We start from the raw sequence: 17,198 nt of genomic DNA, 5'->3' as shown, positions 1-17,198 counted from the left end.
CGCGACCGGGTTACCTCTATCAACGCCTTTCCCAGCCCGCCTTATCAGATTAATTAGGAGGTTGTATGAAAGATTGCCGCCGAGAGAGGCTTATCTATAAAGTTAAGCTGACAGGGAGGCAATTTGAACCAAACTACCCAAGCCCATTTGGCGGGCTTGAGTATCAGAAGTGATCTTATAATGTAGTAGTACTTTTAACTTTTTCTGCAGGGACAGTTTTTAAGTGTGCTAGCAAATCATCGATTTCCTCAGTGGAAAACCCTAACTTTACTGACATACCCAAACGATCATCCTGAGTTGGCAGTAAATTAAATTCATTTACTCCCATTAACCGTTCGAATAATACAAATTGTTTGTCGTTCGTTAAGTCAATCACCTCAACGGTTGTTCCTGTATTAATCACCCCTATTGGACCTTGAGCCGTACTTAGCCAGTCTATTGACCAAAAATAATGCTGTGTGTTCTTCGTTCCGAGCTTCGTATAAAGGGACTCATATTTAACCATTCCACTGCATTTATTCACATAGTCATTTTGGCGTCTGCAGTTGTACATGTGCTGCTCGTTTTTGCCTTCACGACTCACGTTCAACACTGTTGATTTGCCTGTTTCAAGATCAAAAAACAAATAGTCATCGTCTTCTGTCAGACCGAATGCGCCGGTTATTTCGCTGAAATCAAAAAGACCACCTTCATTGTCGGCTTCTTTTAGCTTCTCCAACAAAATAATATTAGTGGAACCGATATCTCCGCGTTGCATTGCAGCAGCAACATACCCCTTAGGGAGTCCGATAGGTCTAGCTTTGTCAGTAATAGGTACTTCAATAAGACCATTACTTCGCGGCATTATGAAACCGGTCGACGTCGGGATAACACGTTCTCCAGTAATAGTTTCCCCGGTCACTGTTTTCATCACCATGCGATCGCCACTTTTAGTAATTTTCGCAAACGTCAGTGGATCTTCATTTGACCCCACCCGCATAGTTTTTGCGACATACTCTTCATTACCTACTTCAATAATATATGAGAATTTACCCGATTCATTATCGAAACCAGCAAGTACCAGAGTACCTTCCATATCCAGGTATGATTGGCCATCGATAAACAGCTCCTTATTTTCGATGCTGAAGTTAGCTGATTTACCATTAGAAATAAGTTTTTCGTAGTTCTCGTTTAACTCGGAAGGACTAATAGTTTCTAACGTTACTGTTGGTTCAGCTTGCTTTGCCTGCTGCCGGTTTTTAACACCCGCAATACGCTGAATAAAAACATTCCTTGCTTTCATAACCGCCGCACGCTGCTCAGCAGTAGGTTCATACTTTGGAGCAGTAGATTTAGGGGTATTTAAACAGCCACTAAGAACGGCAGGAATTAAAAGGGGAAACAGATACTTCGATACGTTCACTATTACACTCTCAACATCATTGAAACAAAAAAACTGAATCATACACATACCGCGTTTTATTTCAATATGGTTTAATGGCACTAAAGTTGAATCTAGGAAACTTATAAAACAATAATAAAATGGCTAGGAGAGCTAAGATGAAAAAGCTTTTAGCGATGCTTGTACTCAGCGGTACCTTTCTAACAGGCTGCATCAACACAGTTGAACGTCCACCTCAATTACGCGTAACCAATGATGTTTACGAGTGGAATTATGATCGGAGCACAGCACTAAATATAATAGAAGGAGTTGTAGATGATCATAAAATGTTTGATGCCGAGCGTCCTAAAGGCAAAAGTTTTTCCCAAACCGCGGCTGGTCAAAACCTAAACGATGCACTTGGCCTTATGGTGTTTGGCATGCCAGGTCTATTTCTTAATGATAATAGCAGCCAATGGATTCGCCCCAGATATATTTGGCTAGAGGAAAAAACAACCCAGTTACCGCCCAAAACATATGACAACGTTATTAAGCTGTTTATCGATAAGTTAGATATATCATTAAGTCACGTTGATGGACTTAATATAAAATCATACACGATCAGTAACGTATACTATGACCACACCGACGCTACCTTGATATCCTTCGAAGGTGAGGTCTGCGAAAAATCGGGACGGGCTTTTGATTTATCAAAGGTGCCAAAAGAACGCACAAAAAAATTATGGATTGGTCCAAAGGCACAAAGCGGTTTAGCTTGCTCCGTATCTACTCACATCGGCAAGCTAAATATTATCAGAAAAGACGGTAAGGAATATTGGGCATATAATGTTCATCTAAACTTTGGTAATAAGCCAATTAGACATGCCCTTTTTGACAGTGCCCGTTACTTTGATGGCTATGCTGCGTTCCCGGCTGAGTTCACGGTATTAGATAATGGCGAGCCTAGCTTCCCAGTTATCTTTGAGGGTGAAAAAATCCATTACTTTATTACACCCGAGTTACCTTAAAAAACACCAATGTGAAAGGTAAATAAACTGTCACAGCAGGGAAAAAACGTCAGGACGTCGAGTGGTTGAGGTTCCCGGCTCAGAGAGTGTGTGGCGCCAAGGATGGCGCCACCCAAGCCCCCAGGGATGGGTTTACGGCGTCTCTCTGAGCGCAACAGTCCTTTCCCGAGAGAGCCTTTCCCCTTCCCCGCTAGCTGAGGAAGGTGGCTTGGTTTAGCCATAGGTGTAGCAGGATGCTGGCTGCGTAGCCTATGGCTATTACCGGTGTCCATTTCAGGTGCGACATAAAGGTGTAGTAACCTCTGGCTTGTCCCATTAAGGCGACGCCTGATGCGGAACCGATAGAGAGCAGGCTGCCGCCGGTACAACAGGCCAGGGTTATTAGCAGCCAGTGTCCGGTGGACATTTCAGGGTCCATGGACAGTACTGCGAACATCACAGGGATGTTATCCACAAGAGCGGAGACCACGCCTAGAATACTGTTTGCTATGGTTGGGTCTAAACCACCGTAAAGAGACTCGGACAGTAAACCTAAATAACCCATAAAGCCTAAACCGCCAACGCACAGCACAATGCCGTAGAAAAACAGCAAGGTGTCCCATTCGGCACGGGAAACCCGGCTGAATACGTCGAATGGCACGACACCACCAAGTTGTTGCAGGCGTTTTTGGTCGCCTTCGCGTTCTGCCATTGCTCGCTTGCGCGCCAGCGATCCCGGCAGGGTCATACGCAGGAAGTAACCGAAGAACTGTAAGTAGCCCAGCCCCATCATCATGCCGAGCACCGGCGGTAAATGCAGCCAAATGTGGCATGCAACGGCGGTTGCGACTGTTAACAAGAATAAGAACGTAATGCGCAGGGCTCCGCGCTTAAGCTCGACTTCGGTATGCAATGTTGTCGGACTTTTGTTCTCAATAAAGAAGCTCATGATAACTGCGGGTATTAAGTAGTTCACTAACGCGGGTACAAACAGCTGTAAGAACTCGGTAAATTCTACCTTGCCGGACTGCCACACCATAAGCGTGGTTATGTCCCCAAACGGGCTGAAGGCACCGGCGGCATTAACCGCTATAACAATACTGGAACAGCAAAGCGCGACGAACTTTTTATTGCCCTCGGCAACTTTCATGACCACAGCCGACATTAACAAAGCGGTAGTCAGGTTGTCCGCAATAGGCGAAATGAAAAACGCTAAAAAGCCGGTTATCCAGAAGAGCTTTCTATAGGTAAAGCCCTTTTTCATCAACCAGGCGCTGAGCGCATCGAACAAACGCCGCTCTTCCAGAGCATTAATGTAGGTCATTGCCACCAGCAAAAACAACATCAGCTCTGCGAATTTTAATAAGTTTTCCCGGAACGCCTCTTCCGCCAGAACGGCATTGTCGCCACTATAAACAAACCCTATGAGGATCCAGATAACCCCTGCCGCAACCAGCACAGGCTTGGATTTTCTCATGTGCAGTTTCTCTTCACCCATCACCAAAATATACGCAAGAATAAAAATGACGATGGCAGCGTAACCAACGGTCGATGAGGTGAGATCGATACGGTCAGCAGATGGTTCTGCAGCCAGCACTGATACCGAAAACAGCAGCGAAATGACGGTAAACAGTAGTTTTTTCATAGCGTTTTTTCAGTGCAGTTCAGAACCAAAATATAAACTGCACCAACTCTCCTTGTTGGTTGGTGGTTAAGAATGAAAGTGTTTGATTATTCCGGCAGGAATTTTCGCGCGGAGATTACCACAAAACTCGAATTCTGAGAGCTACAGAAAGAGGGAAAACTCATCCCTCTCTGTAATCATTTTGTGCCAGTTTAGCTTGCTCGGCGCAATACCCTATTCGATTGTGCCGCACCCACAGCTAGCTCGGCTGGCTGCTTGCGGTGATAATGACGCAAATGGTGCTCTTTTCGACGGCCTGCACTAAAAGCAGACACGCGTTTCAAGTAGCCAATAACCCGGGTGCCGTAGTCGATGTCCTCAGAGCCACAGCTGGAACATTCACCTAAGGTGCGTTTATCAATCTGCTCGCAGGCATTGCAGATAGTAATTTTGACGTTAATGCAGAAATAGTTACAGCCGGTTCTTGCCGCAATATTCAGTAACGACAAATACCCTGAGCTATTGAGCTTTTCATCCAGGTTTAAGTGCAGAGCCGAACCTCCGTCCAGGTATTCAATCAATTCTTTTCCGTGAAGAACCAGTTTATCCAGCGCATTGGCCTCTTCGTCTTCTACCGCATAAAAATAAGAGTTGTAGCAGTCACGGGTCACTTTATAGCCGTCAGCTCTGTCCCACTTAGCGTTTTTCACACCCAGGTTTTCTGCTGGCACAAACTCAGTGTTGAACATATAACCGTATTCTTTTTTCGCCGCTTTATTGGCGTCGTAAATCACTTTTAAATGGCTTTGTACAAAGTCTTTATAAGCCTGGTTGTTACCTGCAATGATTCCCTGCGATTCCGCCGCTTCAACCATGCCGTTAATGCCTATAGTCAGGAATTGCTTGTCCAGGGTAATAAAGCCCGCGTCGTACACGGTTAATAAGCCCGCTTCCTTGTATTCTTCCATCAGCTTTCGGTAAGCCACCTGATATTTGTGAATTTTGCTGACTTCTTCCTCTAAATCCCTGGCATCCTGCACCAAACGGTTCATGTTCATGGTAATGACATTAATAGAGCCTGTCGCGACACCACCGGCACCCAAAGTGTAGGAGAACGTATTGTCGCTAATTTCACTACGTAGCCGGCAACAGGACGCTAACGAGTCGGCATTGTCGGACAAGTAGACAAAGAAGGAATTACCGCTTGCCATTTCCCCGGCAATTTTTTCGGCAAACAGCTGATCTTTGCATTGTCCCTCGTCGGTTAACATGGCCACCGTCACCACCGGGAAGGTCAAAATCGTCTTTTCCCTTTCCTTATTAAACCAGTCCAGGAAGAAGTCCTGTAGCGCGCTCACCGAGCTCCACTCTGGTTTGCTAAAATCCGCAGGGAAAACAAACTCACCAAACATGCTGTCAAAGTAATGCTGATCGTAAATTGAGATGTTCCAGAACACACTCTGGTAGCCGCGTGCCGCCGCAGGCTGATTCAGCGCATACACCACGTGCTGCAGATGGTTTTCAATTTGGTGACGATGGGTATTTAAGTAGTCGTCGCCGTAGTCTTTGCGGGCAAAGTAATCAAAGTAAGTTAAGAACTCGACCGTGGCAACGGCTCCGGCAAACTGCGAGCTCACCGCAAAAACAAAGTTAACAAAGGTGCCGCAAAACGATTCCAGGTGCTTGGGTGCCTGAGATTCACCGCCCAGCTTGGTTAAGCCATCACGTAAGAACGGGTACATAGTGACCGAAACACAGTAAGGTTTAAGGCTGGTTTCGTCATGCACGTAAATTTCATGGTCTTCAATTTGACGAACGTATTCTTTTGCCAGCTCGTTACCAAAAAGCTCACTGATTTTATTGCTGACTTGCTTACGGTTAACCTGCACAAAAAAGTCTTTCATTAACTCGGCTTCAAGCGTTGCTATATTCTTTTGTGTGACATTGGCGTTGGCATCCATTTTCGAGCCATCGGCCGCGTTTTGAGCATGCAGATACTCGTGAATGAAATCGACTTTGCCAGTGACTTGTTCCTCGTTTAAGCGCAACATAATTATTCTCCTGTTTGAAACTTGCAGTTCAATAACTGCCGGGTCCGTAAATCATAAAAGCGTTGGTTGGTGGTTGGGCTTTCCAGCCCGCCCCGGGCAGCAATCCACGGCCCGGTTTTTAAGTAAGTCAGTTGTTCGCGAAGGGATATAGAGACGCTTTCATAGCCTGTATACAGGCAGGTCTCCAGCCTTTCGTTTCGTACTTGCTTTAATAGTTTCAGTAGTGCTGCGAGCTGCCATTCACCGCCAAGAAATAAAACACAGGTTATTAACCCACGGTATTTTTGCAGCTGCTGTGCCAGATGTTCCTGCGTTAAAGGCGACCCGCTTCCCACCGGCCAGCTATCCACACTGTGGCAGCCTTTACAGCCAACCGGACAGCCGGTAATGGTGTAGGCTAAGGCAACTTCTCCCGGCACTTCTTGCCAGACAACTTGCTCCGCACTGTAATGTAGGCTTGTAGGGGAAACTGGCATAAACCACCATATATTGTTATTAATTTAAAAATAATCACTACATATTGTGCTTCAGCATAGTTAAGTCTGTTTCGGGCGCATTGATCCCGCTCAAGATTTAAGCGAGAAGAAAGAAATGACAGGAGCCTTAAAGAGATACCCATTAAAGGGTAGAAATAACCTTTCGGGTATTTTTAACCATAAAAGTAAAAACAACCTAATAAACTTAAGTCATAAATACCCTTTTAAAATTAAATTCCTTATTTATCAATAAATTAAAATATGGCCTCAATATTGCAATTAGATGAATGCATAGCGAATTAATAAAAATTCTCTGCTCATAAATCTATGGAGTAACAATATGAAGCTGTTCAGCATCAAGGAGGTCAATTATGGCCGGTTATCGTAAGCTTTGGTGGACGTTAATTGCGGTTCTCGCAATTACCTTTGGACTTTTAGGGTATTTTGGAACGGAAGTTTACCGGGAAGCTCCGCCTATTCCGGATAAGTTCATGAGTACCAATGGCAAAGTCATTGCAACCGAAGAGTCTGTTTTAGACGGGCAAACCGCCTGGCAGTCTGTTGGTGGCATGCAACTGGGTTCAATTTGGGGGCACGGTGCTTATCAGGCGCCCGACTGGACAGCTGACTGGCTACACCGCGAACTTCTGGCCTGGCTGGACATTCGCGCCAACGAAGTCTTTGGTAAACCCTACGAACAGCTAGCGGGCTCGCAGCAAAACCAACTAGAGTACGAGCTAAAAGAAGAGTATCGGACCAATACTTACGATAAAGCTTCAGATACCGTTATTCTGAGCGAACGACGCATTCAGGCCATTGAGCAAACCGGCGAGTATTACTCAAAACTGTTTAGCGATGATCCGGAGCTACGCCCTACCCGCGTTAACTACGCCATGAAAGAAAATACGCTTCCTTCAGAAGCACGTCGTGCGGTAATGAACGACTTTTTCTTCTGGACAGCATGGGCCGCGTCGACAGAACGTTTTGACTCAGATATTACTTATACCAACAACTGGCCACATGAAACCTTGATAGATAACGTGCCTAGCGCGGAAAATATTATCTGGTCAATTGTCAGTGTTATTCTCTTAATTGCCGGTGTTGGCTTCTTAATCTGGGCATGGGCGTTTTTACGTCAACACGACGAAGAAGACCCTGTTGCTCCAGAGCATGACCCCATAGCCAAAATTAAGCTCACGCCGTCACAAAAAGCCTTAGGTAAATACCTGTTTATTGTGGTTGCGTTGTTCTCGCTACAAGTTTTACTGGGTGGCTTAACCGCACACTACACAGTCGAAGGACAGGAATTCTACGGCATTAATATTTCAGAGTGGTTCCCCTACTCACTAACCCGTACCTGGCACATTCAGGCCGCTATGTTCTGGATTGCCACCGGGTTCCTGGCTGCTGGTTTATTCCTTGCCCCAATTATTAATGGCGGTAAAGATCCTAAATATCAGAAACTGGGTGTCGATATCCTGTTCTGGGCACTGGTGTTAGTTGTTGCTGGTACCTTTATCGGTAACTGGTTAGCCATTGCGCAAATTATGCCGGAGCACCTTAACTTCTGGTTAGGTCACCAGGGCTACGAATACGTCGACTTAGGTCGCTTATGGCAAATTGGTAAGTTCCTCGGTATCGTTTTCTGGCTGGTACTGATGATGCGTTGTGTTGTCGGTGCATTCAAAGTCAAAGGCGATAAGAACTTACTGGCATTATTTACCGCTTCAGTTGTTGCCATTGGCCTATTCTATGGCGCTGGCTTCTTCTACGGCGAACGTACTCACATTTCTATCATGGAATATTGGCGCTGGTGGATTGTTCACCTGTGGGTAGAAGGTTTCTTCGAAGTGTTCGCAACGGCGTCACTGGCCTTCATTTTCCACAGCATGGGCTTAGTTTCCCGCCGCATGGCAACCGTGGCTGCGTTAGCATCTGCGTCACTGTTCATGCTGGGTGGTGTGCCAGGTACTTTCCACCACTTGTACTTTGCCGGCACAACCACGCCAGTTATGGCCGTGGGCGCTACTTTCTCAGCGTTAGAAGTGGTACCGCTTATCGTACTGGGCTACGAAGCCTGGGAAAACTACAGCCTGCAAAAACGCGCAACCTGGATGCAACGCATTAAGTGGCCATTACTATGCTTCGTTGCAGTTGCCTTCTGGAACATGCTTGGCGCAGGTGTACTCGGCTTTATGATCAACCCACCTATTTCGCTGTACTATGTGCAAGGCTTGAACACTACGCCAACTCACGCACACGCAGCTTTGTTTGGTGTATACGGCTTCCTGGCGCTTGGTTTCGTGCTGTTGATTCTGCGCTACATTCGCCCGAACCTGCAGTTCGATGAAAAACTGATGAAAATGGCGTTCTGGACCATGAACATTGGCTTAGCACTAATGCTCTTCACCAGCTTGTTGCCTGTCGGCTTCATTCAGTTTTACGCCGCTGCCAGCGAAGGCTTGTGGTATGCGCGCAGTGAAGCCTTTATGCAGCAGCCTCTATTACAGAACCTACGCTGGTTCCGTACCCTTGGCGACATGGTCTTCATCGTGGGTGCGTTAGGCATCAGCTGGCAAGTTGTAAAAGGCCTAAAACACAAATCTGATTAACCCTTAATAAACCAGGCTTCTGCAATCGTTGCAGAAGCCTGGCTTTTCTTTTGTGAGGCGTTTACTGGAGGACGTATGAGCCGCAAACCCGATACCAAAACCGCAATGTATCAATTACTCAATGTAATTCGTAAGCACATCCCTTTTGGCTTAAAAGAAGCGGATATGTGCCAGGGTATTTGTCGTGGCTGCTCTAAAAAAATGATGGAAATGCTGGATGCTGAAGTCAGCCAATGGCAGGCCGACCTGGACAACGAACTGGCAGAACCAACCTTAGCGGACTTAGTTTTTATGGAGAAGTTAGCGCGCCGAACCGAGAAAGTTCTTCACCGCAATAAACTGATGAATTAATCCGCACTTATTTGTTCCCCTCTTTCGAAATGCTATATCATGTACCGGAACTTTCACTCAGGACGTCGCCCGGAATGATACGCAACGCTTCTATAATTAATGTCTTCAGAGTATCGCTTGCGCTTATCGTAATTGTTGCCAGCGCCTCTTCTCTCTCTGCGTTCTGGCTTTTGGAAAAATCAGAGCAGGACGCGGAGTTGATTAACGTTGCGGGCTCACACCGAATGAAAGCCTATAAGTTTGCACTGCAGCTATCTAGCGGCAAGAAAGTTCAGGCCAGCGAAACGGCGCAGGAAATAGATACACTCTGGGAACAACCTCTACTTCATCGTCACTTCGTAAAAGCTGGCGGTAGCATTCAACAGCTGGCCAAAGACGCCAGAACCGAATGGCAGCGGGTACACTCAGAAATAGCAGAGCAGGATTTTGCTCGCTTTTCTCAGCAACAAAGTAACGCCATAGACAACTATGTGAATCAGCTGGACACTCTGGTTGGCCAGCTACAAGAGCATTCAGAAAGACGAATGGAGACGGTTCGTAGCTCGCTGGCTTTAGCCTCATTTTTTATCGTTGCCATATTTTTCTTTTTACTTACCGTGCTAAAACGGAAAATCAACCAACCGCTTCGACACCTGCTGGCGGTTTCCAAACGTTTGGGTCAGGGCGACTTTACCGCTAAGTCAAAAATCGATAACGAAGATGAAATAGGCCAGCTGTCCCGCACAATGAACAAAATGTCGGAAACCGTCAGCTACTTTTATGGTGGTCTTGAACGCCGGGTAGAGCAACAAACTCAGGAACTGTCGCGCAAAAACAAGGTGTTGTCCTTTCTGTACGATACCGCCCGCTCCATTATCGTGCACAGTTATGACTACAATAATTACCAGCAAGTTATCGAAAAGCTGTACGAAATTGGAGAAGTGGATGACATTGAGTTATGTCTGTTAACGGAAGAAGGCAATCGCCCGTTTTTGCAACTGCAACCGCGTCCCAATTCACACGAACCCTGTGAGGCCGGTGACTGCGCTACCTGCCTTAAAGCAGGCCCTGGTGCTTCGGTAATAGAAGACAAACTGGTTTATCGCTTTGTGCTAAAACGGGAAGATCAAAACTACGGTGTATTAATTGTTCGCTGCGAACAGGGACAGCCTCTGGCTACCTGGCAACAGCAATTGATGAGCTCTACAGCTGACCAGCTTGCCTTATCGCAAAGCCTGAAATCTGAGGAAGAGCAAGTGCGCCGGCTGGCACTAATGCACGAGCGTACCGTTATAGCCCGCGAGCTGCACGACTCACTGGCACAGGCTTTGTCCTACTTAAAAATTCAGGTTACGCGGCTACACAAAGGCATTGAAAAGAACGATCGCGCCACGATAGATGATGTCAGTAGCGAACTGAGAGAAGGCCTAAACTCAGCCTACCGACAGTTGCGGGAGTTGCTAACGACCTTCCGCTTAAAAGTGGATGGTTCAGGCCTTTACAGCGCATTGCAGACGACGGTTAAACAGTTAACCGAACAAAGTAATATGGTTGTCCATCTGGATTACCGTCTTAACAACATTCCGCTGGTACCTCATGAAGAAATCCATTTACTGCAAATTATTCGTGAAGCCAGTCAGAATGCGGTCAACCATAGTCAGGGGAGCGAAGTACACATTAGCCTATCGCAGCCCAGTGGACAGGACGTGGAACTTAAAATTACTGACGATGGCATCGGTTTACCTGAGAATGCGGAGAAGGTTAATCATTACGGGTTAGCCATTATGCAGGAACGCAGTCGTAATCTTGGTGGTGAAATAAAAATCTCAAGACTGGAAAGCGGCGGCACGGAAGTTTGCTTCACCTTTACACCGGACTATTTGCTGCAATAGTGAAAGACACCGTCCACACTCTTAAGGGTTATAGAACTGGCCGCGTCGGCGCAAATAGACAAAACCGTTTAACAAGAGCCCGATAACATAGAAAACAATGAAGTCGATATAAACGGTGTCCATGTTTTGCGACTGCAAAGCCCAGGCAAAGCGCAAGGGCAAATAAACCGCACCCAGCATAGCGATAGTGCCCGCCCAAATTAACACTCTGTGAGTATAAGTTCTGGGAAAGACTTTGGTCATACTGACAACGACTGAACCGTTCCCCAAGGCGCTGGTAAAAATCAGTCCCAGCATGCTGATGAAGAAAGGCTCAAAGTAGAGTTCAGTGGCACCATGTTGAGCAAAATACATGTAGCGGCCAGCCAAAGCCCCGAATATCATCATCAACAACAGACTCACTTGCGTTATCAGAGCGCCACCAAAAATAGTCGCCAGCCAACGTCCGAAAGGCCTGGCTAACAGAGCAATAAAAGGCCCCATCCAAACCAGAATTAAGGTGCTGTAACCAAACACAAATTCCAGCATCAGTGGCAATGCCATAGTAAAGCCAATAAAGCTACCAAACGTCATGTTGTACAGAATACTGCAATACCAAACGTGCCCATTGTGAGCCAGCAGCTTTCTTAAAGTGACTTTGGGTAATGACTGTTTGTGGTTTGACAATAAAGCAGCCGCGGCGCTCAAAATGGCTGTCAGGCCAAAAAGAATCGCCCAGACAAAACTGAAATTGTTTAGCAAAATAGTCTGGCCAGCCTCGATGCGAGCGAAAAAATGACCACTGCTGCGCTCGAGTATGAGAGCGGAATCTACCGCAGCTAACTGCCAGGTAGCCAGCAGAGGCACAACCAGCTGAGCTAAAAACAGAGAGAATATCATCATGCCGATAACCAGGCTCATGGACAACGGCAAGGGGATCATGACCTTTGACTGGCGGGTTAAGTCGAATGCAGGCGCAAACATCATGCAGCCCATGCCTGACCCCGCAGCTAAAGCAACCAATATAGGATAGCTCAGCTGCACAGCTGAAAATTGCACAAAACTGATAATACTCATTAGCAGCATAAGCGTGGCAATAACTGTAGGCATCCATCGTCCGAGGATATTGACTAGCAAAGTTCCTAACAACTTGGACACAGCACCGCTTGCCCCAGCAATAGCGACTAATGACAGCAACTGAACCGGGCTTAAGTTAAGGTTTGATTTTGCCAGTAATACAACGATAACGCTCCAGCTTGCCCAAAATGTGACACCAAGCAATAACACACTCAGCGTTAACCCACGGGAAAGCGCGCGAGAACCGAGGTAATCACGAACATCGCTCATTGTATTCGCTTGCGAAACTTTACCCATAACATTGCAATTCGTTGTCATATTCACAGAGTAAGGACTTTGCAACTATGAGGGTTTGGATACAACTCACATCAAGAGTTAGTTTTAGGTTTATTATGGAGTAAGCAGCTACCTCTTTCGGAGTAGAATTTTATTCAGAAGTGTAAGTAATGCTTGTCTGCGGTGAATTTGTGCACAAGCTATGTCAAACTAACCAGGTTAAATTTATAAGGGAGAACACTATGACAACCGAAGCGGCCAGCATTATGCTCGTGGATGATCATCCACTACTGCGTAAAGGATTAAAGCAGTTGATTGCGATGGAAGATGACATGACCGTTGTCGCAGAGGCCAGTAATGGCCCGGACGCCTTGCTGCTAGCAGTAGAGCACGACCCTGACTTAATCGTTCTGGATTTGAACATGCAGGGTATGGATGGCATAGAAGCTCTGAAGAGACTCCGCGACTCAGGAGTCACCTCGCGGATCATCATGTTAACAGTGAGTGATGCTGATGATGATGTGGTTGCGGCAATTACCAATGGTGCTGACGGTTACCTGCTAAAAGACATGGAACCCGAACTGCTGTTGGAACAGATTCATCGCGCCGTTACCGGCAAAATGGTTTTAAGCGAAGCCATTACCGAAATACTGGCGACCGCACTGCGCCAACCAACGCAGTCAACCACTTCTCAATTGAGTAACTTAACCAATCGCGAGCACGAGATTTTAAGCTTAATTGCCAAAGGCATGAGTAATAAAGTCATTGCCCGCGAACTGGATATTTCAGATGGCACAGTTAAAGTGCACGTAAAACACTTATTAAAGAAACTGGGGCTACGCTCCCGGGTTGAGGCCGCCGTATGGATGGTCAACCTACAGGGTAATAAAGCGCCTCAATAAGGACCGATAATAATCGCCCGTAATCGCGAGGGTAATCTGCCAACACCTACCCTCGCTACCTCTCCTTGATTTGCGTCAAGCTGCCAATTCCCTGATTCTGCTATTCTTCACCGTTAATTTGGTGATACAGGTGTTTTATGTCAGCCGCAGATTTCCGTCCTGAGTTACTTTGTCCCGCCGGTAGCCCTGAAGCTATGCGTATGGCTTTTGCTTACGGTGCAGATGCCGTTTATGCTGGCGAACCTCGCTATAGCCTGCGGGTACGCAATAACAGCTTTACCCTGGAAAACTTAGGCGAATGCATTAACGAAGCTCATAAGCAGGGAAAGCGTTTTTATGTTGTAGTCAATATTGCGCCGCACAACGCCAAGCTGGCCCGTTTTGTTGAACACATTTGCACCATTGTCGACATGAAGCCAGATGCCTTAATTGTGTCTGACCCCGGCGTGGTTATGTTGCTTCAACAGTACTTTCCCGACCAACCTCTACACTTATCGGTCCAGGCCAACACGGTCAACTGGGCTGCACTTCAGTTCTGGCAACAACAAGGCATTGAGCGAGTTATTTTGTCGCGCGAACTGGGACTCAAAGAAATTGCTGAAATGCGCAAGCAAGTTCCTGACATGGAAGTTGAAGTATTTGTACACGGCGCACTCTGCATGGCCTACTCCGGGCGCTGCCTGCTATCTGGTTATATGAACAAGCGCGACCCAAACCAAGGCGCCTGCACCAATGCCTGTCGCTGGGGGTATGAGGTGCATGAAGCAAAGGAAAACGCTGTGGGTCAATATGAACCGGTACTGCTTGGTGACCCGAAGCGTCCACAGGATTTAATGTTGCTGGATGAGGACATACACGGCTCCTACATCATGAACTCGAAGGATTTACGCGCGGTTGAATATGTAAAGGACTTAGTTGAGATGGGTGTGCATTCTTTAAAAATTGAAGGCCGCACTAAGTCAGACTATTACATTGCCAGAACAGCTCAGGTTTATCGGCGCGCAATTGACGACGCCGTGGCCGGTAAGCCTTTTAATAACGAGCTGCTTAGCGAACTGGAAAGTATGGCAAACCGTGGGTTTACCGCAGGTTTCTTACAACGCCATACGCCACAAGACTTGCAGAATTATGAACGCTCGCACAGCGAAGGCGAGCATATTCTGGTCGGGCAACTGGCAGCAGCAACCGCCGACAAAACCTTATATGAGGTTGAGGTGAAAAATGGCTTTTCTATTGGTGATGAACTGCTGCTGATGACACCCAAAGGTAATTATCCGTTTCAATTGGCACGCATGGAGTCGCTTAAAGACGAGGCCATGATCCGCGCGCCCGGTTCCGGTTATCAAGTGAAACTGCAGACACCGGTTAGCATCGAGAAGAACGATATTCCCTTTTGTTTTCTGATAAAAGAAGCAACCGTGAGGAAAGTAGCATGATTGTCATTAACGATGGCTGTATTAACTGCGATGTTTGCGAACCCGAATGCCCAACCGAAGCGATTTCAATGGGCGACAGCATTTACGAGATAAATCAGGATAAGTGCGTAGAGTGTGAAGGCTATTACGATACACCGAACTGCTACGCGGTATGTCCGGTAGAGGCTGTCGATATTCTACAAGATAAGGGGTAACTCTCATCTCTCTTTAGAGGTAGATAAATTTGCTGGAGGGTTTTGTATAGTGAACCAGATCAATAATTCAGCAGATGAGATGACTATGCGTACCCCAATTCAATGTAGCCAATGCAGCATGCAATCAATTTGCGTTCCCGCCGGTTTAGTGCCAACCGATGTCGAAATTCTTGATAAATGCAGCCGCGAACCGCACCTTTTTAACAAGCGTAATGTTGTTTTTAGTGAAGGGCAAAAACTCAATTCAGTTTTCGCAATAAAAAGCGGCTCGGTGAAGTGCTACACCATTGACAGCAATGGTAAGCAGCAAATTACCAGCTTTCATATGGTTGGCGACATTGTCGGTCTTGAGAGCTTAGCCAGCGGTTCAGCAGCTACATATTGTGAGACCATGGAAACCTCTATGCTGTGTGAAATTAGACTGAGCAAATTATTTGCGCAGGAACTTCCTAAAGTTGAAAGTAACCTTCTGCAGCTTATGAGTCGACGCTTAGCAAATTGCAGCAAACATTACTTAAACGTTGTTAATACCAGTGCTGAACAGAAAGTTGTGGCCTTTTTACTTTCAATAAGCACGCACATGCATCAACATGGATTGTCCCGCAGTGAGTACCGATTGCCAATGACACGCACGGATATTGCTAATTATCTGGGCCTGGCTGTTGAAACTGTCAGCCGTATTTTCACTGCCCTGAAAGAACAGCAGCTGATTAACACCGAGCAATCCATTCTCACTATTAATGACTTTACGGCTCTGGAAAGCCGAGTCGCTTAGTACTTTTTTCAGGAGGTTACATGTCATCCGCTGGTTTCAATTGGTCCGATCCGCTCAACTGGCAAAATGCTTTGTCAGATGAAGAAAAAATGATTCAGGAAAGCGCTCATCAGTACGCTCAGGAAAAGTTGATGCCTCGCGTACTGGAGGCCAACCGCAACGAGAACTTTGATCGCCAGATTATGAACGAACTGGGTGAGATGGGGCTACTCGGCGCGACCTTACCGGAAGAATATGGCGGCAGCGGTGTGAACCATGTTAGCTATGGCCTTATTGCGCGAGAAATTGAACGTGTCGACAGCGGCTACCGCAGTGCTATGAGTGTGCAATCCTCTTTGGTTATGCATCCTATTTACACCTTTGGTACCGAGGCTCAGCGCAAGAAATACTTACCTAAATTAGCCAGCGGTGAATGGGTTGGGTGTTTCGGCTTAACAGAACCCGATTCCGGCTCTGACCCGGCCAGTATGCGCACCACCGCCAAGCGCACTGACAAAGGTTATGTGCTGTCTGGCTCTAAAATGTGGATAACAAACTCGCCTATCGCCGATGTGTTTGTCGTCTGGGCAAAACTCGACGGCGAAATTCGCGGTTTTGTACTGGAAAAAGGCATGAAAGGCCTGAGCGCCCCCAAAATTGACGGTAAGTTCTCGCTACGTGCGTCTATTACCGGCGAAATTGTTATGGATGGCGTTGAGGTATCTGAAGACCACATTTTCCCGGAAGTTAAAGGCTTAAAAGGCCCGTTTAGTTGCCTGAATAAAGCGCGCTATGGCATTGCCTGGGGCTCGCTCGGCGCAGCAGAGTTCTGTTGGCATGCCGCACGCCAATATACGCTGGAGCGCAGCCAATTTGGTCGCCCGCTGGCGGCTAACCAGTTAATACAGAAAAAACTGGCGGACATGCAGACCGAAATTAGCTTGGGATTATTAGGCTGCCTGCAAGCTGGACGCGAGCTTGATAAGGGTACACTCAACCCAATAGCCATCTCATTAATTAAGCGTAACAGCTGTGGCAAGGCGCTGGATATTGCCCGCCAGGCGCGCGATATGCACGGCGGTAACGGCATTGCCGATGAGTACCACGTTATTCGCCATGTGATGAATTTAGAAGCGGTTAATACCTACGAAGGTACACACGATATTCACGCGTTAATTCTGGGTCGTTCACAGACCGACATTCCTGCGTTTTAGTAGCGAGGCTTACC

General features: G+C 46.8%; 14 protein-coding genes. 9 read left to right on the top strand and 5 right to left on the bottom strand.

Annotated features, from left to right (window positions below; all coding sequences use genetic code 11):
* Positions 1–175: 175 nt before the first annotated feature.
* On the bottom strand, positions 176–1,444 hold the full coding sequence (locus B2U97_RS08150; protein ID WP_286824155.1) for a hypothetical protein: 1,269 nt from the start codon (positions 1,442–1,444) through the stop codon (positions 176–178).
* Between the two features lie 95 nt (positions 1,445–1,539).
* On the opposite strand from B2U97_RS08150, the gene B2U97_RS08145 reads away from it, so the two are divergent.
* Positions 1,540–2,388 carry a hypothetical protein gene (locus B2U97_RS08145; protein ID WP_286824157.1) on the top strand — a complete coding sequence of 283 codons (849 nt, stop codon included), beginning with the start codon at positions 1,540–1,542 and terminating at the stop codon, positions 2,386–2,388.
* Positions 2,389–2,578: 190 nt separating this feature from the next.
* On the opposite strand, the gene nhaD is transcribed toward B2U97_RS08145, so the two are convergent.
* The 3 genes from nhaD to nrdG all read right to left on the bottom strand — a co-directional run bounded on the left by nhaD (position 2,579) and on the right by nrdG (position 6,518).
* Complete coding sequence (gene nhaD / locus B2U97_RS08140) at positions 2,579–4,012, bottom strand: sodium:proton antiporter NhaD (protein ID WP_110012995.1); 1,434 nt, start codon at positions 4,010–4,012, stop codon at positions 2,579–2,581.
* A gap of 191 nt (positions 4,013–4,203) precedes the next feature.
* Positions 4,204–6,042, bottom strand: a complete 1,839-nt coding sequence (gene nrdD / locus B2U97_RS08135; RefSeq protein ID WP_114982136.1) for an anaerobic ribonucleoside-triphosphate reductase — start codon at positions 6,040–6,042, stop codon at positions 4,204–4,206.
* Positions 6,043–6,044: 2 nt separating this feature from the next.
* On the bottom strand, positions 6,045–6,518 hold the full coding sequence (nrdG, locus tag B2U97_RS08130; protein WP_286824160.1) for an anaerobic ribonucleoside-triphosphate reductase activating protein: 474 nt from the start codon (positions 6,516–6,518) through the stop codon (positions 6,045–6,047).
* 371 nt (positions 6,519–6,889) lie between these two features.
* Here nrdG and B2U97_RS08125 point away from each other — a divergent pair, with 371 nt between their 5' ends.
* From B2U97_RS08125 to B2U97_RS08115, 3 genes are all read left to right on the top strand, one after another.
* On the top strand, positions 6,890–9,130 hold the full coding sequence (locus tag B2U97_RS08125; RefSeq protein ID WP_011233449.1) for a nitric-oxide reductase large subunit: 2,241 nt from the start codon (positions 6,890–6,892) through the stop codon (positions 9,128–9,130).
* A gap of 75 nt (positions 9,131–9,205) precedes the next feature.
* Positions 9,206–9,481, top strand: a complete 276-nt coding sequence (locus B2U97_RS08120; RefSeq protein WP_114982138.1) for a hypothetical protein — start codon at positions 9,206–9,208, stop codon at positions 9,479–9,481.
* Between the two features lie 74 nt (positions 9,482–9,555).
* Complete coding sequence (locus B2U97_RS08115) at positions 9,556–11,352, top strand: ATP-binding protein (RefSeq protein WP_272988386.1); 1,797 nt, start codon at positions 9,556–9,558, stop codon at positions 11,350–11,352.
* Between the two features lie 21 nt (positions 11,353–11,373).
* Here B2U97_RS08115 and B2U97_RS08110 read toward each other — a convergent pair whose 3' ends face one another.
* Positions 11,374–12,678, bottom strand: coding sequence for an MFS transporter (locus tag B2U97_RS08110; protein ID WP_227016371.1), 1,305 nt, complete (start codon positions 12,676–12,678; stop codon positions 11,374–11,376).
* A 248-nt stretch (positions 12,679–12,926) separates the two neighbouring features.
* Between B2U97_RS08110 and narL the strand changes: the two genes are divergently transcribed.
* From narL to B2U97_RS08085, 5 genes are all read left to right on the top strand, one after another.
* The gene (gene narL / locus B2U97_RS08105) at positions 12,927–13,586 is read left to right on the top strand and encodes a two-component system response regulator NarL (protein WP_272988387.1); all 660 of its coding nucleotides are present in this window, start codon (positions 12,927–12,929) and stop codon (positions 13,584–13,586) included.
* A 137-nt stretch (positions 13,587–13,723) separates the two neighbouring features.
* Positions 13,724–15,022 (top strand): tRNA 5-hydroxyuridine modification protein YegQ, encoded by a 1,299-nt coding sequence (gene yegQ, locus B2U97_RS08100; RefSeq protein ID WP_110012988.1) that lies wholly within the window; start codon positions 13,724–13,726, stop codon positions 15,020–15,022.
* Positions 15,019–15,216: a YfhL family 4Fe-4S dicluster ferredoxin gene (locus B2U97_RS08095; protein WP_011233443.1), complete on the top strand. Its 198-nt coding sequence runs from the start codon at positions 15,019–15,021 to the stop codon at positions 15,214–15,216. The genes yegQ and B2U97_RS08095 overlap by 4 nt, the downstream gene beginning before the upstream one ends.
* A gap of 85 nt (positions 15,217–15,301) precedes the next feature.
* Positions 15,302–15,991 carry a helix-turn-helix domain-containing protein gene (locus tag B2U97_RS08090; protein WP_235598903.1) on the top strand — a complete coding sequence of 230 codons (690 nt, stop codon included), beginning with the start codon at positions 15,302–15,304 and terminating at the stop codon, positions 15,989–15,991.
* Positions 15,992–16,011: 20 nt separating this feature from the next.
* Positions 16,012–17,184: an acyl-CoA dehydrogenase gene (locus B2U97_RS08085; protein WP_272988390.1), complete on the top strand. Its 1,173-nt coding sequence runs from the start codon at positions 16,012–16,014 to the stop codon at positions 17,182–17,184.
* Positions 17,185–17,198: the final 14 nt, after the last annotated feature.

Origin of the sequence: Idiomarina sp. UBA3176, assembly GCF_002364295.1 — a bacterium.
GTDB classification, from domain to species: Bacteria; Pseudomonadota; Gammaproteobacteria; order Enterobacterales; family Alteromonadaceae; genus Idiomarina; species Idiomarina loihiensis.
The sequence above is the reverse complement of the archived record's forward strand: the minus strand, read 5'-3'. Positions and strand labels throughout refer to the sequence as shown.